We start from the raw sequence: 18,784 nt of genomic DNA, 5'->3' as shown, positions 1-18,784 counted from the left end.
TCAGAACGAGGAGCCCGGCTCGGCCAGGAAAGCGATTTCTTCAGGGGTGGATTCCCGCCCCAGCACCACGTTGCGGTGGGGGTAGCGGCCGAATCGCGCAACGATGTCGCGGTGGCGCACCTCGAACTGCAGGTTGTTCTCGAGTCCCGGCTGGTTGAACAGCAACAGGGCCTGGTCGTGGATGGCCAGCGATTCGCTGTGCATATAGGGCATGTAGGCAAAGGCGCGTTCCCCGGCGGGCAGGGCGCGGTCGTGCTGACCGGCCACCAGTTCCTGGGCCAGCGCCAGGGCCAGGGCGTCTTGCGCAAACGCCAGAGGCGTTCCGCGGTGGATGTTGCGCGAGAACTGGTCGAGCACCAGGATCTCCGCCAGCCGCCCGCGCGGCGTGGCGCGCCAGGTCCACAGTTCGCATTGCCGCGCGGCCTCCCACGTGGGGGCAAACCGCTGGCGGATCAGCGTGTCGAGCGTGGCGTCGGCGGCGAAGTGCTGGGCAGGCGTCAGTTCTTCAAACCAGAAGTGGAGTACGTCGTGGGCTTGCATCGGGCAGTCTTAAAGGAAATGGGTTGTAGCGCCCGATGGTAATGCGCAAGTAGCTATCAAAAGTATAGTAATCGGGGCGGCGTCGCGTGCTCGCCGCGCTAGCCTGCTCAGTGGTCCAGCCGGATCTTGCCGTCGCGCACGTACTGCTCGAACTGGTCGCGCGGAATGGCTGCCGAGCCGGCGGCTTCGTTGTCGGCGGTCCAGCTCAGGGTCGCGCTGTCCTTCGCGGATGTGATCTCCACCGGGCCTTGGGGGATCTTGATGGGAGCGCCGTCGCCGGGGGTGTAGGTCACATTGCCGGTAATGGTGGCGTGCTGGGTCATGCGGATTCTCCTTTGCGGCCTTGGCGCCGCTTTGCGTGGACGCCCATTGCACCTCCGCACGCGCCGCCGGGCTGTAAGACCAGGCCGAACTCGGGCGCGGGCCAGTGCCCAGAGTGGGCCGTCAAGGGGGCACGACGGCTTGCGTGCGCTCCTGCCGCACCAGGTAGAGCCCGCTGCCGATGATGATCGCCCCGCCGAGCAAAGTGCTGTACCCTGGGACGGCTTGCCACAGCACCCAGTCCAGGCCCATGCCCCACGCCAGCGCCGTGTATTCAAACGGCGCCACCACGGCGGCCTGGCCGTGGCGAAACGCCTCGGTGATCGCGAGCTGGCCCAGGAAGCCGGTGATGCCCAGGCACGCCACCAGCTGCCAGTGGGTGTCTTGCACACCCACCCATCGGGGCCAGGCCAGGGCCCCGGCACCCAGCGCCAGCAGGGCGGTGGTCCAGAACACCAGGCTGGCGCTCGAATCGGTGCGGGTGAGCACCCGCCCCGTGATCGCCGACACGGCATAGCCGCAAGCGGCGCCCAGCACCGCCAGCGCGCCCAGCGTGAAAAAGGCATCCTGGCTGGGCCGCAAAGCCACCACCACGCCCACCATGCCCAGCGCGATCGCCACCCAGTGGGCTGCACGCACCTTTTCGCGCAGCACCACGGTGGACAGCGCCGTGATCAGCAGCGGTGCGATGAAGAACAGGGTGTAGGCCTCCGCCAGGCCGAGCTCAGTCAGCGCGTAGGCGAACAGCCCCAGCATGGTCACGTTGAGCACACCGCGCAGCAGGTGCAGTGACCAGCGCACCCGCAGCAGGCCGCTCAGCTCACCGCGCCAGAGCACATAAGCCGCCACCAGCGGAAGGGCGGCCCATCCGCGCAGCGCCGCCACCTGCATGGCCGGGTAGCTGGCAGCCAGCGTCTTGAGCAGCGCATCCATCAGTGAAAAACACCCGACGGCCGCCACCATCGCCACGATGCCGCGCAGGTTTCCGGTGAGCGCCGTCGTCATGTGCGCTCCGTGCGAGAACAGCGCCGCGTGCGTGACGGCCGAAAGGAGCCATGGCCGTGCAGCGCGTGGCTGCGCGGAGCAATGAGGTGTTGCATGGAAGCAGGGCGCTGCTGCGGCGTAGCGCAGCCGGGCGCGGGAGGATACGGTTCAAAAAGTGTAGTGCGGCCACCCACGCAGCGCCCGCCGCCAGCCGTTCAACCCGCTTTGGTTGGGGGCTTCTTTTCGGAGGTGTGCGCGCCGCCCTTGTCGTGCACGAACGGAATCGCCCAGAGCACGAACAGCGCGAACACGGTGCTCAGTACCGCCGTGACCTCGCGGCCCAGCCCGGCGCACACGCCGATGGCGGCCGTGAGCCAGATGCCCGCGGCGGTCGTGAGGCCCTTGACCTGGTGCTCTGCATCGCCCTTGAGGATGGTGCCCGCGCACAGGAATCCCACCCCGGCGATGACGCCCTGGAGCACTCGGCTGTTGTCGGCCGCCGAGATGCCCGCTTGCTGCGCCACCAGCACGAACAACGCCGCCCCCATGGCCACCAGCATGTGGGTGCGCACACCGGCCGCCTTGCCGGCGTGTTCGCGCTCCCAGCCCAGCAAGCCGCCCAGCAGCGCAGCAACGCCCAGGCGCACCACGATCCGCGTGGCCTGGGCCGTGTCAGTGATGTCGGCAAACTCCGCCGCCGCGGTGGTGGCGATCTGCTGCCAGACCTCAGCCATGAGGGCCACCCTCGCAATGTGCATGCAGCTTGGCGACGGGGGGATGGTTCGACGGGGGCTGTGCGGGCATGGTGGTGGCAAGCATGGGACAAGGCGGGAGACGACGAACGCGCAATAGCAGCGCTGGACCGTGCCGCGACTGTGCCGCAGCCGCAGGCGACGTGTCTACTGGAAATTGGCCGTGCCGGCAGTAGGACCGGGCCGACAGCGGACTCCGCGGCAGCCGGTCACGCTTGCCAGGGCAGCATGGTCAGCAGCCTTCGCCAATCTGCCGCGGGGCCGAAGTCAGCCTCGGCGCCAGCCATGTCTTCTCTCTGGCAGTGAGCATTGCCGGGCAGGATTGGCCATTGCAGTCCGCTGTCGAACACCAGGCGCTCACCCGTGACTGGGTGCGGCACGGTCAGTTGCCACGCATGCAGCCACAGCCGCTGCTGGCCCAGGCGCTGTGCCCACCAGCGGTTCAGAGGGCCTTTGCCGTGCGTGGCATCCCCAATGATCGGGTGGGCCAGGTGCTTGAGGTGCCGCCGGATCTGGTGGCGCCGTCCGGTGGTGGGAATGGCTTCCACCAGCGAGGCGCGGGTGGTGGCAAAGCGCGGGTCGCTGGCCTCGTCCAGCGCCATCTGCGCCAGGCGGCGAAAGTGTGTGTGGGCGTCCTGCACGGGGGCATCGGCCGGTGCGTCGTCGGGCTTCAGGGCATGGTCCACCTCGGCGGCCTCGGGCACCCATCCGCGCACCATCGCCAGGTAGCGCTTGTGCGTAGCACCGTGCTCGAAGGCCTGCGACAACGATCGCGCGGCGTCGCTGTGCAATGCCATCACCAGCACCCCGCACGTGCCCTTGTCGAGCCGGTGCACGGGGTAGACGTGCCGGCCCAGCTGGTCGCGCAGCGTCTGCATCACGAAGCGCGTTTCGCCCGCGTCCAGCCCGGTGCGGTGCACCAGCCAGCCGGCGGGCTTGTAGACGGCCACCAGGTGCTCGTCGCGCCAGAGGATATGCAGAGGGTAGGGCATGAAAGCAGGCGCAGCCGCCCGGGGACGTAGGGGAAGGCGCGGATTGTGCCGCAGGCGACGCTGCCTACACTGCACGGCTCAACCGCTGAAAGGAAGCCAAGGTATGTCCGCAGGAGACTGGAAAGACATGTACGCCGCCGCCGTGGCCGGCGACCTGGCGCTGGTGCGCCACCACATCAGCGCGGGCGTCAACCCCAACTACCAGCACCCGGAGATTTTGTGCACCCCGTTGGTGGCCGCGCTGATCCACGGCCACGGCGACATTGCCCGCTACCTGCTCGCGCACGGCGCCGATCCGCAGCTGCGCTCTGACTTTGACGATATGACCCCGCTGGAAGCCGCGCGCCGCCACGGCCGCACCGAATTCATCGCACTGTTGCAAGCGCAAGGTGCCAAGGAAGAGCGCAAACCGTTTTGGTGGCGCTGGCTGCCGGTGTAGGTACACCGCCGGTAGCACTCGCGCGGCCCCACGCCAGCTGCCGCCGTGCAAGGGCCGCCCCGCCGCACGGGCGGGGTCCCCTAGGGGGGAAGGCGCGCAGCGCCTCAGGAGGGGCTTCCGTTCTTCGCCCGCATCTTGGCCGCGATGTACTCCCCGTGCGTCACATGCAGCAGGCCTGCCACTTTGCTGATGGTGTGGTTCTCGTTGGCGTCGATATGGGCATCGGCATAGGCCACCTGCCACATGGCTTCGACCAGCTGGATCTTCTGGTCCTGGGTGAAGTGCTCGTTCAGGCTGCTGGTGAAGCGCTGGTAGTCGTAGGCCGTCCTGGATGTGGTGACGGCCAGCTCCAGCAGTCGCGCCAGTTCATCGTCGCTCAGCGCAAATTTGCTGCGAAGGGCGGTCACCATGGCGGCACGCTCGGCGTCGTCCATGGCTGTATCGGCCCGGACCACCTCCACCAGCAGCACGGCGGCGGCCAGCTGCACGGCATGAAAACGCTCGGCAGGCGACGGGGTGGGGGCGGGCTGTGTGAAGCTGTCAAACAGGTCTTTGAGGGTTTGGAACATCGTGGGCTTTTCGGTGTGCGGATCCAAGGGGTGGAGGCATTGCGGAGTCGGTTGGTTCCTGCGGGGCGCGCACGCTGTGCGCTTTTGCGGCCGCGCTGGCCCATGGCCCCGGCGACAATCGGGGGCCATGACGAAGAAAACCATCCTCCCCCTGCAACTGCTGGTTGCCCCCGACAAGAACGACCCCGCGCCGCTGATCCTCTACCACGGGCGCAACTGCCCCGATGGCTTTGGCGCGGCACTGGCCGCGTGGCTGTACTACCGCGAGAATGCCGAATACGTGGGGCTGGACCACGGCGATGTCAAGTCGGTGGATGACTTGCCGCCCCTGCAGGGCCGTACCGTCTACATCCTCGATTTCTCGTTTTCTGCCGACATCCTGCAGGCCATCGACGAGCGTGCGGCCAAGCTGGTGATGCTGGACCACCACAAGAGCGCCGCGGAAAAGCTCACGGGCTTTGCCTGCCGCTGCGGCGTGGTGCACTTTGACATGGACAAATCGGGCGCGCGTCTGGCGTGGGAGTTCTTCCACCCGCACGAGCCCATTCCGGCACTGCTGCGTTATGTGGAAGACCGCGACATCTGGAAATGGGAGTTCGAGGAGAGCGGGGCCTTCCTGTCGGCCCTGGACATGGAGCCACAGGACTTTGCGCGCTGGAGCGAGATTGCGCGCTTCGCACCCGAGCAGCTGAGCCAGTTCATGGCGCGCGGCGCCGCCATGGACGAGAAATACCGCAAGCTCTGCGCCGATATCGCCGAAGGCGCGCAGCCGCTGGTCTTCAACGGCGTGCAGGGCCTGATGGTGAATGCGCCCGGCATGTTCCACAGCCTGGTGGGCGACATCCTCTCGGCCAAGACTGGCACCTTCGCGCTGATGTGGAGCGCGGGCGAAAAAGGCGTGAAGGTGGGGCTGCGCTCGCAGCGCAACTTCGACTGCATCGCGCTGGCCGAAAGCATGGGCGGTGGCGGCCATGCGCAGGCATGTGGCTTCAAGATGAAAGTGGAGCGTTTGCCGGAGCTTCTGGCGGGCACCTTCAACGCCTGAGGCAGGGTGGTTTTGAATAAAAATGGCCGCTAGCGCTTGATTTATAAGCGCAGGCAGCTATCAATAAAATAGCAATTCAGCGTGCGGATGTGGGGCGTTGCTAAACCAGCCGCAGGTCTGCTGCCTTGGCCCCCGGAAACACCCGCGCTACGGCGGCGGGGGCCAGCCCGTACAGGCGCGCGAACAACCCGCCCAGCACGCTGCGGTAATCGTTGAGCACGGGGTAGTCCCGGTTCTGAAAAAGGGTGGTGGCCGTCAGCGCTTGCTGCTCGCCGGCAATGCGGCCGCCGCCCACGCCACCGCCCAGCACCCAGAACACGGTACCGTGGCCGTGGTCCGTGCCCCGATTGCCGTTTTCGCGAAAGGTGCGGCCAAACTCGCTGACCACCACCACCACGGTGGATTTCCATGCCGGCCCCATCTCGTCGGCAAAGCCCGCCAGGCCCCGGCCCAGCTCTTCCAGGCGGTTGGCCAACGCCCCCGTGGCCGCGCCCTGCGCCACATGGGTGTCCCAGCCGCCCACGTCCACAAAGCCCAGCTGGTAACGCGTCTGCATCAGCCGCGCCATGCGCCGTGCCGTGCCTTCAAAGCCTTTGGTGGAGAGTGCGTTGCGGCTCGCGGCCTCCATCTCGCCCTGCATGGTCCGCGCCACCTCATCGCGGGTGGCAAAGCCCTCGTTCACGGGCGCGGCCAGCCGGGTGCCCTGGTACATGGATGCGATGAGCTCGGCCTGCCGGGCATCCACGCCGGTGCGCCCCGCGGCCGCGCTCAGCGCCGTGTTGGGCACGTCGAGTGCGCCGCGCAGCGCCAGGGGCAGGGTGCTGGTGAAGGCCATGGGCTGCACCGTGGGCGTGGTGCCGCCCGCACGCGGGTTCAACTCGGCCACCAAGCGGTTAAGGAATCCGGAGCGGAAGTCGCGCCGCCCGCCCAGGGGCTGGCCCAGCTCCAGGCTGTCCTGCGTGTCGAAGTGGCTGCGCGAGAGATCGTCGGTGCCCGTGAACGGCACGAAGGCTAACTGGCGCTTCTGGTACAGCGGCAGCATCGATTGCGCCAGCGCAGGATGCAGGCCCCAGTCCGCCGTGAGCTGCAGCGCGCCGCCGTCCTGACCAGGGGGAGCAATGGCGATGTTCGGCCGCGTCTCGTAGTAGTAGCTGCTGGCCGTGGGCACCAGCAGGCTGGCGCAGTCGTAGCCGCCGCGCAGGAACACGAGCAGAAAGCGCACGTCCTGGGCGCGCGGCGCAGCCAGGACGCTGGCGGAGGTAATGCCCAAGGCGCTGGCACCCAGCGCCTGGAGAAGGTGTCGTCTGTGCAGCATGGGACTGTCCTTCCAATCGCGTCAGCGCTCACCGCCGACTGCTGTCCATCTCTTTTTTTCCTCATCCGTGCATGAACTCGGGCGACGCCAGGAACAGCAGATTCCATTCGCGGGGCGATGCTGCCTGGGCGAGCGCGTTGCGCGTGGCGGCGGACCAGGCAGGCTCCAGTGCACGCACGTAGGCAGCCTGCGCCAACGCGGGTGGATGGCGCGGGCTGGCCTCGGTGATGTCGTCGCGGGGCGCCGCCGCAGCCGCAGCGCCAGCCCCCAGAGCGCGGGCCACCTCGAAGCGCGCGCTCATCTGCCCGGAGCCCGCCCACGACGCCGCGTCCAGGGGGTAGCCGTCGGGCGTGGCGCGGCCGTACAGCGGCTGGGCCAGGCGCTGCAGCCACCCCAGCGCGCGTTCCGGGCCGGGCAGCACGGCGTCGCCATGCGCCAGACGCAGGCCGGCCAGCACGTAGTGCACCGGGTCGCGAAAGCGCTGGCCCAGCGACGCGCGAAATTCGGGCGAGGAAAAGAGCGTTTCCAGAACCGCCGCAATGTCGCCACCGGTGCGCTCGAAGCTGCGGGCCAGCGCCTGCAGCAGCGTGGGTGAGGGGTTGTCGCCCACCAGAAAGAGCGCGAGCTTGCGCGTGACAAAGCGTGCGGTGGCGGGCGCGCGGGCCAGTCGGTCCAGCGCTTCGTCCACCTCTGCCAGGCCCTCGGCGCGCAAGGGTTGGCCCAGCAGTGTCTTGGGGCCCCAGTCGTGGCGCTGAGGGTTGAATTCGAACAGGCCCTGGCGCACGTAGTGACGGCGCATCGCGGGCTTCATGCGCGGGGGCTCTTCGCCCGGCGGGCGCTGCGTGACGCCCACGCCGGTCAGCACCCGGGCCAGCTCCTGCACGTCCTGCTGGCTGTAGCCACCGTCCACGCCCAGCGTGTGCAGTTCCATCAGTTCGCGTGCGTAGTTTTCGTTGATGCGGCCGGCCGCGTTCTGCGCGTTGTCCAGGTAGCGCAACATGGCCGGGTGGCGCACCGTGGCGCCCAGCAGGTCGCGAAAGCGGCCCAGGGCGTGGGGGCGGATGGCGCGCTCCTCGTAGTCGCCGACCAGCGCGCGCAGGCTGCCCTTGCCGCCGAACACGTTGAAGTGGTTCATCCAGAACCAGGTCATCTTCTCGCGCAACTGGTGCGGTGAATACACGGCGCGCAGCACAAAGCGCGCGGCCGCCTCCTGCTGCAGGGCGCGCATGTCCTGCTGCCAGGCCTTGAGCGCAGCCTTGCGTTCTTCTTCGGTGGGCCGGGCCTTGGCGGCCCTGTGGCGGGCTTCCATGTCGGCCGCCAGCGTTTCAATGGGCGTGCGCGAAATCACCATGGCATCGATCTGCGCCTGGGCCTCTCGTGGCAGCGGGGCTTGGACGCCTGCGCGCAACTGCGATGCCAAATAGGCATTCACACCCATCGTGCCCAGGACCCGCGCACCCTGGGCGGTGCCGCCCCAGCTCACGCGGTCGAGCAGGCGGCACGTGGTGCGTTCGTCGGCGGTGTTCCAGGCATCCGCGCCCGCGGGGCCGGGCGCCGGCGCGGCAGGGAGCGCCGCATGGGTGATGCGCGTGCCGCCACACACGGCCAAACCCGCCAGGCCGGCCAGCACCGAGCGGCGGGCGATGAGGGTAGGTGGAGGGGGAAGGGGGATCATGGGGCCTCGCACGGCAGCAAGCCGATGGTTGCCGCATGGTGCCGCCGCCCCCACCAGCTTGCAAGCCTGCGCCGCGGGTTTTACCTGCGCGACACAATGGGCCTCCAGGATGTATCGAAGGGTTTCCGCCGATACCTCGTCGCGAGGGGATTGAGGCCGGGCTATGGAGCGGGACGTGCAGCCTGCGCCGCCTCTTCAAAACGGTCCACCTTGCGCAGGGACTTGAACGCCAGCATCCAGCCGCCCACCACGCCCAAGGTGCACAACCCCCCCACGATGGCAGCGGGCACCGCGCCCAGCCACGATGCGCTAGTGCCTGCGCGGAATTCGCCGAGCTCGTTGGATGAGCCGATGAACAGCATGTTCACTGCGTTCACCCGGCCGCGCATGGTGTCGGGCGTGGAAAACTGCACCAGCGCGCCGCGGATGTACACGCTCACCATGTCGGCCGCGCCGGCCACCATCAGCGCCGCAAACGACAGCCAGAACAGCGTGGACAGCGCGAACACCAGATTGGCCACGCCAAACACCGCCACCGCGATGAACATGGTGCGCCCCACGTGGCGGTTGAAGGGACGCATGCTCAGGTACAGGCCCGCGCTCACCTCGCCGATGGCCATGGCGCTGCGCAGTGCGCCCAGGCCCGCCGGGCCCACGTGCAGCACTTCTTGCGCGTAGATGGGCAGCAGCGCCACCACGCCGCCCAGCAGCACCGCAAACAGGTCCAGCGAGATGGTGCCCAGGATGATGGGCCGCGTGCGGATGAAGTGGATGCCTGCGCCAAAACGCTCGAACATCGTGCCCTGGGCAGGTGCGGGCGCGGTGGCGTGCGCCACCGGAACCCGCAGCACCAGCGCCACGCCCAGCACAAAGCAGCCGCAGCACACGGCATAGGTCAGCTCGCCGCCGCCCAGCGCATACAGCAGGCCGCCCAGCAACGGCCCGCCAATGCTCGCCACACGCATGAGCATGCTGTTGGCGGCAATCGCCTGCGCCAGCTGCCCGCGCGGCACGATCTGCGGCAGCAGGCTTTGCATGGCGGGGCCCGAGAACGCACGCGAGCAGCCGTACAGCACCAGCACGGCATAGATGCCCGCCACACCGCTGGCCCCATGGCCGGACAGCCACCACAACAAGGCGCTGCACACCCCGCCCACGGCCCAGCTGCCCGCAAGAATCCGCTTGCGCGCGAACCGGTCGATGAGATCGCCCGCCGGCAGCAGCAGGCACAGCATGGGCAGGAACTGCGCCAGGCCTACGTAGGCCAGCGCCAGGGGTTCGCGCGTGAGGTCGTACACCTGCCAGGCCACCACCACGGCCTGCACCTGGGTGGCCACCACGGCCACCACGCGGGCGATGAGGAAGGAAACAAATCCGGAGTGGCGGTAGACGTTGGACGCCTCGGCCTCGGGTGCCGACGAAGGGGAATGGGGAACAGTCATGAAAGCGGAGCGGGTTGGCCCGGGGCGGCGCATGCCGTGGGCCCCGATGGGAACCCACGGATGCTAGCGGCTGCGCTGCCGGGCCGCAGGAGGGGGCAGAAAGACCCGCAGGCGGGGACCGGCCGATTTTTGGGGGCCTGCCGACGAGAAAGGCAAAAGCGGGTTGGTGCTGCCGCCGCTGCGCTCCTCGCGCCCAGGCAGCCTGAGCAGGGCGGTCAGCGCGGGCTGTGCCGGTGCCGGTAGGTCCACGGCGCCAGCGGGCGCTTCTGCGACCACAACCCCGTTGCACTGCTGCGTGCCTGGCGCTGCAGGGTCACCAGCTGCGGGCGGGATTCGGCATAGGGCGTGTACACCCAGGCCAGGCCGGCGCGCACCTGGGCAGCGGCCACGTCGGTGCCGCCGCAGCGCACATGGGCCACCGTGCGGCCGTAGCTGTCCTGTTCCACCGGCTGCAGCGTGGCGTTCTGCCGGAAGCAAAGCCGCGCCAGGTTTTGCCGCGACTTCTGGCCAAATGCCTGGCGCGACTCGGGCGCATCGATGGCGGCGATCCGCACCTTCACCTGCTGATAGACGCCGGGCGGGCCGCAACGCGCCGTGAGGGTATCGCCGTCGCTGATGGCAACGACCAGGCAGAGCAGGGGGGCAAGTGGCACGGCAGCGGGAATGCGAAACGGGGGAAGGACGGGAAGGGGCGCAGAAAAAAACCACGCGCAGGTTGATGTTTCAAATTGCCACCTGGCGCTGGATGGTAAAGCGCTTGCAGCTATTAATAGTGTAGCATTCCAGGTGCAGCCTCCGGGGCCTTCTGCAAATTGATACCTTGAGGTGCGCAGTGTCTGAAAAGGAGGGGCCGGGTGCGTCCGCAGGCTTGCGGGCTGCGGTCTTTGCGCATTCAGCCCTTTCAGGGGCAAGGGCCTTGTGCGGGACCGCACGGGCAGCTTTCTAGAATCAGCGGGAACGCAGGGGGGCGCAGTCTGTCAGATGCACAGGCTGAACGCCTCGGACCCGTCCGGCAACCGAGCGTGCCTCCCGCAACGACGACCTTGTTGATGATGTTGATGACCCCAAAGGAGTGCTGGCCCTTGCGTTTTCGCCTGTTTCCGACCCGTTTCACCTACCGTGGCAGCGCCGTCGCGGGCGCAGTGGCCTTGGCCGCACTGCTGGCAGGCTGCGTGGGCACCACGCCCAAGACGTTTGGTGTGCAGGAGAACTTTGGCTCGGTGGCCACCTACTCGCGCCTGTTTGATGCCACGCCCCAGCAGACCTGCGAGGCATCGCGCCGCGCGCTGCTGAGCCAGGGCTACATCATCTCCACCCACCAGGCCGAGCTGGTCGAGGGCAAGAAGAGCTTCCAGCCCGAAGCCGAATCGCACCTGCAGATGGTGGTGCGCGTGGTGTGCGTGCCCGAGGCCAATGACGGCAAGGTCAGCCTGGGTTTCGTGACAGCACTGCAGGACACGTACGCACTGCGCAAGACCAACAACTCGGCCAGCGTGGGCGTGGGGGCCATTGGCTCGGTGTCGCTGCCGTTCTCCGCCAGCAGCGAATCCTTGGTCAAGGTGGGCAGCGAGACCATCTCCAAGGACACCTTCTACGAAAGCTTCTTTGATCTGGTCAAACGCTACCTCATCATCGACCAGGCGCAGGCCGCGGGCGGCTGACGCTGAGCGCCTGCAGCCGCTGAGACCCGCGGGGATGGCCAAGCACGGCCACTCCGGCGCCTTCGCCGCTTTCATTCGGCGCGCCAGCGGGCCACCTGCTCCCATCCCTGCGGCCAATCGTCCAGGCCGCTGTCGGCGTTGAGGTGCCCCCGATCGCCCAATACCCTGTGCTCTGCGTTCCAGGCGCTGGCGCACTGCGCGGAGAAGCCGGGGTTGGAATAAGGATCGGTGGTGCTGCTCATCAGCACTCGCCGTGACGGGGTGGGCGGGGTGGGCAGCGTGCGTGGCAGCGGTGCAAATCCCCGCGCCTCGACCGGAAAGCTGGGTCCCTCGGGGTCCGGCAGCGCCACCAGCAACAATGCATGCACGGGCCGGTGGTACCGGGCAGCCCAGTGCACTGCCACCAGACAGCCCAGGCTGTGGGCGACCAGGATGGGCGGCTGTGGCAACGCGGCAATGGCCTCGTTGAGCGTGCGCACCCACGTGTCGCAGTCGGGGTGGTCCCAGTCTGCCTGTGCCACCCGCGCCACTCCGGGGTACCGGTTTTGCCACAATGATTGCCAATGCCGGGGGCCGGAGTTGTAGATGCCCGGAATGAGCAATACAGGTCGCGTCATCATCCAGTTTCCTTGTTGTTCAAGCAGATCCATCACTGCCCGCCAACGATAGGAAACCCCCGCGGTTTCGGCCATGGGGGCTCATCGGAAATCGATCCTCCAAACCTTGAAGTCATCGCCTCGCAAAAAGAAAGGAAGCCCGCCGTGGAGCTCGATAGGAAAGACCGGCAGATCCTCATGGCCCTGCAGCACGACGCGCGGCAAAGCTTGTCGGCGTTGGGCAAGCAGATCGGCCTGTCGCAGCCTGCGATGAGCGAGCGCGTCAAGAAGCTTGAAGACGCGGGCGTGATCGCAGGCTATGCGGCCCGCATCAATCTGGCCGCAGTGGGCCTGGGCCTGCAAGCGGTGGTTCGGGTGCGGACCACACACGAACACATCCAGCGTTATGTGCAGCTGTTCGAGTCCCTGCCCGAGGTGCTGGAAGCCGTGCGTGTCACCGGCGAAGACTGCTTTGTGGTGCGCTGCGCCTTCGGCCAGCCAGCCGACCTGGAGCGCGTGGTGGACGCGCTGGCGGCGTTTGGCAGCGTCTCCACTGCGCTGGTGCTGTCGCACCCGGTGAACAAGGCGGTTCCGCTGGGCTGAGGCGCTGGGTTGGCCTGCGCCAGCCAATGCGAGCAGGCCTTCCGGAATCAGGGGCTTGCATTCCTGCGTTGGCATGTCCGGGCGTACCATGGTCCGCATCGTGCACTCATTCGCTGGAGACACCGATGAACCCCAAGAACACCATTTGCCTGTGGTACGACGGCGATGCCCTGGAGGCCGCCCAGTTCTATGCCCAAACCTTCCCCGACAGCACTGTGGGCGCCATCCTGCGGGCGCCCACCGACTACCCCGACGGCCGGCAGGGCGATGTGCTGACCGTGGAGTTCACCGTGGCGGGCATCCCCTGCGTAGGGCTCAACGGCGGCCCCCACTTCAAGCACAGCGAGGCGTTCTCATTCCAGATCGCCACCGATGATCAGGCCGAGACCGACCGGCTGTGGAACGCCATCGTGAACCACGGCGGCCAAGAGAGTGAATGCGGATGGTGCAAGGACCGTTGGGGTGTGTCGTGGCAGATCACGCCCCGGGCCCTGCTGGCCGCCATCACCGACCCCGACCGCGCGGCGGCCCAGCGCGCCTTCTCCGCCATGATGACCATGCGCAAGATCGACATCGCCGCCATCGAGGCGGCGCGCCGCGGGGCGGCATAGTGGCGCTGCTTTGCGGGCTTCTGTTCTGCCAGAAGGAGGACGTCCCGCGGCCCGGCGGCGCATCAGGGCAGCTGCACCGTCTCCGCCAGATGCCCATACACCGCCGCGATGCGCCGCAGGTGGCGTGACTCCGGGTGTGTGAGCAGCCACAGCTCGTTGTCGCATTCGGCCAGCGTGCCGGTGAGCGGGCGCAGGTCACTGCGGCCCTGGGCCAGGAAGGTGGGCAGCACGCCCACCCCCGCGCCGCGCGCCACCAGTTCGAGCACGGTGATCAGGCTGTTGACGCGGTAGGTGGGCTGCACCTTGGGGTGGTGCTTCTTGCGCCAGCGCACCGAGGGATGATCGGGCATGGAGTCATCGGGCGCGACCCAGGCGGCGCGCCCGCTCTCCACCTGCGACATCGCCACCGGGTTGGCCGCCCCGGTGTACAGGGCCGAACGGATCATGCCCAGCTGCCGGCCCACCAGGTGCTGCGGCGGGCGGCGGGTGGCGCGTACGGCGATGTCGGTGTCGCGCCGGGTCAGGCTCACGAGTTCATTGCCTGCATGCAGCTCGTACGTCAGTGCAGGGTGGCGCGGCTGCAGCGCCTGCAGGGCCGGGACGATGAGGCCGTGCAGCATGGTGTCGGTGCTGGAGATCCGCACCGTGCCGGTGATCTGCTCGGGCTGCGCGTGCGTGGCGGCGCGGGCCGCCTCCAGCGCGGCCTCCACCCTCTCGGCCTGCTCGGCCAGGGAGAGGGCGGTCTCCGAGGCCCGGTAGCCCGCGCGGGAGCGCTCGAACAGCGGCTGCCCCAGGCCGCGCTCGATGCGCTGGATGGCGCGAAACACCGTTGACGCATCCACGCCCAGCCGCTCGCCGGCCGCCGCCAGTGTGCCGGTGCGCACCATGGCCAGCAGCACTTCCAGCTCGGCCGCGCCCAGGCGGTATTGCGTTTGTGCAATCAATGATTTCATGTTCGCTGATTTTGTTTGCGCTGGTGCAATCATAAATTCTGCCTGCCACAGGGCACGGCAACACACCGCCGGGTGCCCTGCAGCGATGTCTACAACCTGTTTTCGCAAAGAAAGCCCCGACCATGAAGCTCTACTACGCCCCCGGCGCCTGCTCGCTCGCCGTCCACATTGCCCTGCGCGAGGTGGGTGCCGCCTTCGATCTGATCAAGGTGGACCTGGCGCGCCACACCACGGAGTCCGGCGCCAACTTCCTCGACATTTCGCCGCGCGGCTACGTTCCGCTGCTGGAACTGGCCGATGCGTCGCGGCATGCCGAAGGCGCTGCGTTGCTGCAGTACGTGGCGGATCTTGACCCCGCACAGGCGCTGATTGGCAAGCCTGGCTCGCGCGAGCGCCTGGCCGTGCTGGAGTGGCTTACCTTCATCAGCACCGAACTGCACAAGGGCTTCAGCCCCTGGCTGTGGCACAAGGAGACGGCGGACTCCACGCGCCAAGCCGCCAAGGCCAAGCTGGCCACACGCTTTGCCGAGATGGATGCAGAGCTGTCGCGCCGCGACTTCCTGGCTGGGGCGTACAGCGTGGCCGATGCCTATGGTTTCACCATCCTGAATTGGGCCAACCTGCTCGGGATTCCGCTCACCGCGTACCCCCACGTGCAGGCCTGGATGGCGCGCGTGGCGGCCCGCCCGCAGGTGCAGGCGGCGCTGCGCGCCGAGGGGCTGCTCTCGTGAAGGCGGCTGATGCCGAGGGTGGTGCCCCTGCGGCGCTCACACTCGTCTCCCATGCGCTGTGCCCTTATGTGCAGCGCGTGGCCATCGTGCTGCACGAAAAGGGTCTTCCCTTCGAGCGCCGCACGATCGACCTGGCGCGCAAGCCCGGCTGGTTCCTGGCGATCTCGCCGCTGGGCAAAACGCCGGTGTTGCAGGTGCGTGGCGAAAGCCTGTTCGAGTCCGCGGTGATCTGCGAGTACCTGGATGAAGTGGCCATGCCCGCGCTGCACCCGCAGGACCCGTTGGAGCGTGCGCGCCACCGCGCGTGGATGGAGTTCGGCTCCGCGGTGCTGAACGGCATCGGTGCGTTCTATGCCGCGCCCAGCGAGGCCGCGCTGCAAGAGCGGGCGCAAGACTTGCGCGCGCGGTTCGTGCAGCTGGAGGAGGCGCTCGAAAAGCGAGAAAGCGCAGGGCCCTACTTTGCCGGGGCGGGTTTCAGCATGGTGGACGCTGTGTTCGGCCCGGTGTTTCGCTATTTCGACGTGATGGATGCGCTGCCTGGCATGGCGGACTTTGCACTCTGGCAGGGATTGCCGCGCTTGGCGCGTTGGCGCGCGGCGCTGGCGGCGCGGGCTTCCGTGCAACAGGCGGTGGGCGCGGACTATGCCGAGGGCCTGCGCGCCTTCCTGCTCGCGCGCGGCTCGGCGCTTTCGCGGCGCATGGGGGCGTTGTCGGCGTAGGCTGTTGCGTCTTCGTCGGCCCAGGTGCCGGGCGCGAGCCCCTGCAGCGTGTACGGACCGATCGCCGCGCGGACCAGCCTCAACGTGGGGTGGCCCACTGCGGCCGTCATGCGCCGCACCTGGCGGTTGCGGCCCTCGCGGATGGCGAGTTCGATCCACGCGGTGGGGATGTGCTTGCGCTCGCGGATCGGCGGCGTGCGCGGCCATACCTCGGGCGCAGGCTCCATCCGGCGCGCGCGAGCGGGCAGGGTGGGGCCGTCGTTGAGCACCACGCCGCTGCGCAGTGCGGCCAGTGCGGCTTCGTCGGGGACGCCTTCCACCTGCACCCAGTACGTCTTCTCCATTTTGAAGCGCGGATCGGCAATGTGCGCCTGCAGCCGGCCGTCATTGGTGAGCAGCAGCAGGCCTTCGCTGTCCGCATCGAGCCGGCCGGCCACGTACACGCCAGGCAGGTCGATGTAGTCCTTCAGGCCCTGCCATTTGCCCTCGGGCGTGAACTGGCTCAGCACGCCGTAGGGTTTGTTGAAACGGATCAGGCGGGCAGTCATGGGCGAAGGTGCGAAGAGGGGGAGAAGTTGGTGAGGGAACGGCGGCCGAGCATAGCCGCAGCGAAGCGATGCACGCGCCCTCGATCCCCTGCAAGACGGGCGGTTGTCTGACAGACACTCGCGCGTGCGACTCGCCGAAGGGCCGGATTCTGAGAGGTAAATTCCCCGCCAGCGCCAATCTGGCTTGCGCTGTTAGCTATGCAATCCATAGCTGAATTCGCTGGGCAAGTGTTGCCTGACTCTCTCATCCAGGCCGCAAGGAGCCCGCCATGCACACCATTCAACTCGACATCGCCCAGACCATCGGTATTGCCGCCGTGTTGCTGGTGATCGGCGAGTTCATCAAGAACCGCGTGGGCGTGCTCTCGCGGTATTTCATCCCCGGTCCCATCATCGGCGGGCTCGTGTTCTCGCTGATCGCGCTGGCGGGACATCAGACGGGCCTGTTCACCTTCCAGTTCTACGACAGCATGCGCGCCTTTTTGCTGCTGGTGTTCTTCACCACCATCGGCTTTTCGGCCAGCTTTGAGCTGCTCAAGAAGGGCGGTGTTGGCGTGGCGCTGTTTTTGGCCGCCGCTGTGGGGCTGGTAGTGCTGCAGAACCTGCTGGGTGCGGGGCTGGCGGCGGTGCTGGGCGTGCACCCGCTCATCGGCGTGGCGGCGGGGTCTATTTCGCTGACGGGAGGGCACGGCACCTCGGCCGCGTTCGGCCCGCTGCTGGAGCAGGCGGGTGCCGCCGGGGCCTTGCCTGCGGCCATTGCGGCGGCTACCTACGGCCTGGTGGCGGGCTGTGTGGTGGGCGGCCCGCTGGGCAGCCTGCTGATCCGCCGAAACCAGCTGCGCACGCCCGGCCTGGCTGCAACCGCCGCTGTTGCCGCTGCTGCCACGGCCACGGCCGCAGTGTCGGCAGCGGACGACGCCAATGCCTCCACTGCCCGCATTCCCGCGCCCGGCTCGCCGGGCAACAGCGACACGGTGATGTACGCCAGCATTATGATTGCCGTGTCCCTCGGTGCCGGCACCTTGCTGGTCAACTGGCTCAAGGACCTGGGCATCACGCTGCCTTCGTACCTCGGGCCGATGCTCGTGGCGGCGGCGGTGCGCAATATCATCGACTGGCGCAACAGCGTGCTGCCCCTGCGCCAGTTCGAAGTGGTGGGCAACGTGTCGCTGGGCTTCTTTTTGGCCATGGCGCTCATGTCCATGAAGCTGTGGGAGCTGGCCGAGGTGGCGGGGCCGCTGCTTGCCATCCTGCTCGCGCAGACCGCGCTGATGTTTGCGTATGGCTATTTCGTCACCTTTCGCGTGATGGGGCGCGACTACGACGCTGCCGTCATCGCAGCCGGGCATTGCGGCTTTGGCATGGGCGCGACGCCCAATGCCATGGCCAACATGCAGGCGTTCACGGCGGTCAATGGCCCGTCGGTGAAGGCATTCTTCGTGATCCCGCTGGTGGGCTCGCTGTTCATCGACTTCTTCAACGCGGTGATCATCACGGGCTTCCTGAACTACCTGAAGTAGCCTGTTGAAGCGTGGTGCGGCTCGGTGCGCCAACCTGCAAGCGTGAAATGGGTTCGGCGTGAGCAAGGGCCGCCCCGCAGTGAGGGCGTCGTCCTCGTGAATGAAGGTGCACAGCGACCCAGGGAGCTACACGAACAATGCCGGGTCCACCAGTGCGCGGTTGAGCATCACACCCCAGTGCAGGTGCGGGCCGGTCACGCGCCCGGTGGCGCCCACCTTGCAGAAGGCGTCGCCAGCTTTCACCACATCGCCCACGCGCACGTCCACGCTGCTCAGGTGGGCGTAAACGGTAAGCAGACCCTGGCCGTGGTCGAGCCATACGGTGCCGCCGCTGAAGAAATAGTCGCCGACGTCAATCACCCGGCCCGCCAGCGGCGCCACGATGGGGGTGCCCGTGCCGGCCGCGATGTCCATGCCGCCGTGCGGATTGCGCGGCTGGCCGTTGAACACGCGGCGCAGGCCAAAGGAGCTGGAGCGCCGACCCGGCACCGGCACCTGCATGCGCAGCGAGGCGAGTGCATGGCCTGCAGGGGGCTCGGTAAAAGTGCTCATCACCCGGGCCTGGTGGTCGCGCTCGCGCTCGTAGCGCGCCTGGTCTTCGGGCGAGAGGTCCACCGTGCGTGGCGCCACTTGCAGATGCTGCTCCTTGTAGCGCTTGGGCTCCACGGAGTAGGACACGGTGCGCGGGGTGGCGCCCGCCTGGGCTGGCGCCACGGTGATGAACATTTCGCCTGGCGTGGCGGCCAGTGGTATGCCCACCACGGCAGT

The 18,784-nt window shown here is 67.8% G+C and carries 22 protein-coding genes; 8 read left to right on the top strand and 14 right to left on the bottom strand.

The annotated features are described in order from the left end of the window. The 5 genes from MRY84_RS20825 to MRY84_RS20805 all read right to left on the bottom strand — a co-directional run bounded on the left by MRY84_RS20825 (position 1) and on the right by MRY84_RS20805 (position 3,589). Entirely contained in the window at positions 1–540 is a 540-nt protein-coding gene (locus MRY84_RS20825; protein ID WP_291507588.1) for a DUF924 family protein, read from the bottom strand. Between the two features lie 107 nt (positions 541–647). Next, positions 648–863, bottom strand: coding sequence for a hypothetical protein (locus MRY84_RS20820; protein ID WP_291507587.1), 216 nt, complete (start codon positions 861–863; stop codon positions 648–650). A 121-nt stretch (positions 864–984) separates the two neighbouring features. Next, positions 985–1,866, bottom strand: coding sequence for a DMT family transporter (locus MRY84_RS20815; RefSeq protein WP_291507586.1), 882 nt, complete (start codon positions 1,864–1,866; stop codon positions 985–987). A gap of 194 nt (positions 1,867–2,060) precedes the next feature. Further along, positions 2,061–2,579 (bottom strand): MgtC/SapB family protein, encoded by a 519-nt coding sequence (locus tag MRY84_RS20810; protein WP_291507585.1) that lies wholly within the window; start codon positions 2,577–2,579, stop codon positions 2,061–2,063. A 227-nt stretch (positions 2,580–2,806) separates the two neighbouring features. Next, positions 2,807–3,589 carry a pseudouridine synthase gene (locus MRY84_RS20805; protein WP_291507584.1) on the bottom strand — a complete coding sequence of 261 codons (783 nt, stop codon included), beginning with the start codon at positions 3,587–3,589 and terminating at the stop codon, positions 2,807–2,809. A gap of 103 nt (positions 3,590–3,692) precedes the next feature. On the opposite strand from MRY84_RS20805, the gene MRY84_RS20800 reads away from it, so the two are divergent. Beyond that, a complete protein-coding gene (locus MRY84_RS20800; protein ID WP_291507583.1) occupies positions 3,693–4,028 on the top strand; it encodes an ankyrin repeat domain-containing protein in 336 nt (111 codons plus the stop codon). Between the two features lie 104 nt (positions 4,029–4,132). Here the strand turns inward: MRY84_RS20800 and MRY84_RS20795 are convergent, their stop codons facing one another. Next, positions 4,133–4,597: a TerB family tellurite resistance protein gene (locus MRY84_RS20795; protein ID WP_291507582.1), complete on the bottom strand. Its 465-nt coding sequence runs from the start codon at positions 4,595–4,597 to the stop codon at positions 4,133–4,135. Positions 4,598–4,724: 127 nt separating this feature from the next. Between MRY84_RS20795 and MRY84_RS20790 the strand changes: the two genes are divergently transcribed. Then, positions 4,725–5,642 (top strand): DHHA1 domain-containing protein, encoded by a 918-nt coding sequence (locus tag MRY84_RS20790; protein ID WP_291507581.1) that lies wholly within the window; start codon positions 4,725–4,727, stop codon positions 5,640–5,642. A gap of 100 nt (positions 5,643–5,742) precedes the next feature. Here the strand turns inward: MRY84_RS20790 and MRY84_RS20785 are convergent, their stop codons facing one another. The 4 genes from MRY84_RS20785 to MRY84_RS20770 all read right to left on the bottom strand — a co-directional run bounded on the left by MRY84_RS20785 (position 5,743) and on the right by MRY84_RS20770 (position 10,727). Continuing rightward, positions 5,743–6,957: a DUF1501 domain-containing protein gene (locus MRY84_RS20785; protein WP_291507580.1), complete on the bottom strand. Its 1,215-nt coding sequence runs from the start codon at positions 6,955–6,957 to the stop codon at positions 5,743–5,745. 61 nt (positions 6,958–7,018) lie between these two features. Continuing rightward, positions 7,019–8,632 (bottom strand): DUF1800 domain-containing protein, encoded by a 1,614-nt coding sequence (locus MRY84_RS20780; RefSeq protein ID WP_291507579.1) that lies wholly within the window; start codon positions 8,630–8,632, stop codon positions 7,019–7,021. 161 nt (positions 8,633–8,793) lie between these two features. After that, on the bottom strand, positions 8,794–10,074 hold the full coding sequence (locus MRY84_RS20775; RefSeq protein ID WP_291507578.1) for an MFS transporter: 1,281 nt from the start codon (positions 10,072–10,074) through the stop codon (positions 8,794–8,796). A gap of 215 nt (positions 10,075–10,289) precedes the next feature. After that, entirely contained in the window at positions 10,290–10,727 is a 438-nt protein-coding gene (locus MRY84_RS20770; protein ID WP_291507577.1) for a thermonuclease family protein, read from the bottom strand. 429 nt (positions 10,728–11,156) lie between these two features. Here MRY84_RS20770 and MRY84_RS20765 point away from each other — a divergent pair, with 429 nt between their 5' ends. Beyond that, positions 11,157–11,735, top strand: a complete 579-nt coding sequence (locus MRY84_RS20765) for a DUF2242 domain-containing protein (protein ID WP_291507576.1) — start codon at positions 11,157–11,159, stop codon at positions 11,733–11,735. Between the two features lie 71 nt (positions 11,736–11,806). On the opposite strand, the gene MRY84_RS20760 is transcribed toward MRY84_RS20765, so the two are convergent. Beyond that, positions 11,807–12,355, bottom strand: coding sequence for an alpha/beta fold hydrolase (locus tag MRY84_RS20760; RefSeq protein ID WP_291507575.1), 549 nt, complete (start codon positions 12,353–12,355; stop codon positions 11,807–11,809). Between the two features lie 141 nt (positions 12,356–12,496). Here MRY84_RS20760 and MRY84_RS20755 point away from each other — a divergent pair, with 141 nt between their 5' ends. Together MRY84_RS20755 and MRY84_RS20750 are read left to right on the top strand one after the other, a co-directional pair. Further along, on the top strand, positions 12,497–12,934 hold the full coding sequence (locus MRY84_RS20755; protein ID WP_291507574.1) for an Lrp/AsnC family transcriptional regulator: 438 nt from the start codon (positions 12,497–12,499) through the stop codon (positions 12,932–12,934). Between the two features lie 125 nt (positions 12,935–13,059). Further along, positions 13,060–13,545: a VOC family protein gene (locus MRY84_RS20750; protein ID WP_291507573.1), complete on the top strand. Its 486-nt coding sequence runs from the start codon at positions 13,060–13,062 to the stop codon at positions 13,543–13,545. A gap of 62 nt (positions 13,546–13,607) precedes the next feature. On the opposite strand, the gene MRY84_RS20745 is transcribed toward MRY84_RS20750, so the two are convergent. Then, positions 13,608–14,489, bottom strand: coding sequence for a LysR family transcriptional regulator (locus MRY84_RS20745; RefSeq protein WP_291507598.1), 882 nt, complete (start codon positions 14,487–14,489; stop codon positions 13,608–13,610). 131 nt (positions 14,490–14,620) lie between these two features. Here MRY84_RS20745 and gstA point away from each other — a divergent pair, with 131 nt between their 5' ends. Both gstA and MRY84_RS20735 read left to right on the top strand, forming a co-directional pair. Further along, positions 14,621–15,229 (top strand): glutathione transferase GstA, encoded by a 609-nt coding sequence (gstA, locus tag MRY84_RS20740; RefSeq protein WP_291507572.1) that lies wholly within the window; start codon positions 14,621–14,623, stop codon positions 15,227–15,229. Next, positions 15,226–15,948 (top strand): glutathione S-transferase family protein, encoded by a 723-nt coding sequence (locus MRY84_RS20735; RefSeq protein ID WP_291507571.1) that lies wholly within the window; start codon positions 15,226–15,228, stop codon positions 15,946–15,948. Before gstA ends, MRY84_RS20735 begins: the two co-directional genes overlap by 4 nt. Here the strand turns inward: MRY84_RS20735 and MRY84_RS20730 are convergent. Next, positions 15,870–16,496 carry a pseudouridine synthase gene (locus tag MRY84_RS20730; protein WP_291507570.1) on the bottom strand — a complete coding sequence of 209 codons (627 nt, stop codon included), beginning with the start codon at positions 16,494–16,496 and terminating at the stop codon, positions 15,870–15,872. The genes MRY84_RS20735 and MRY84_RS20730 overlap by 79 nt on opposite strands. Before the next feature lie 269 nt (positions 16,497–16,765). On the opposite strand from MRY84_RS20730, the gene gltS reads away from it, so the two are divergent. Beyond that, positions 16,766–18,016 carry a sodium/glutamate symporter gene (gene gltS / locus MRY84_RS20725; RefSeq protein WP_291507569.1) on the top strand — a complete coding sequence of 417 codons (1,251 nt, stop codon included), beginning with the start codon at positions 16,766–16,768 and terminating at the stop codon, positions 18,014–18,016. Between the two features lie 126 nt (positions 18,017–18,142). Here gltS and MRY84_RS20720 read toward each other — a convergent pair. Further along, positions 18,143–18,784 (bottom strand): M23 family metallopeptidase (locus MRY84_RS20720; RefSeq protein WP_291507568.1); only part of this gene is annotated, 642 nt, incomplete at its 5' end.

Source organism: Acidovorax sp. (genome assembly GCF_022763525.1).
Classification (GTDB): Bacteria; Pseudomonadota; Gammaproteobacteria; order Burkholderiales; family Burkholderiaceae_C; genus Acidovorax.
Note: the sequence above shows the minus strand (reverse complement) of the source record. Positions and strands in the feature narration are given on the sequence as shown.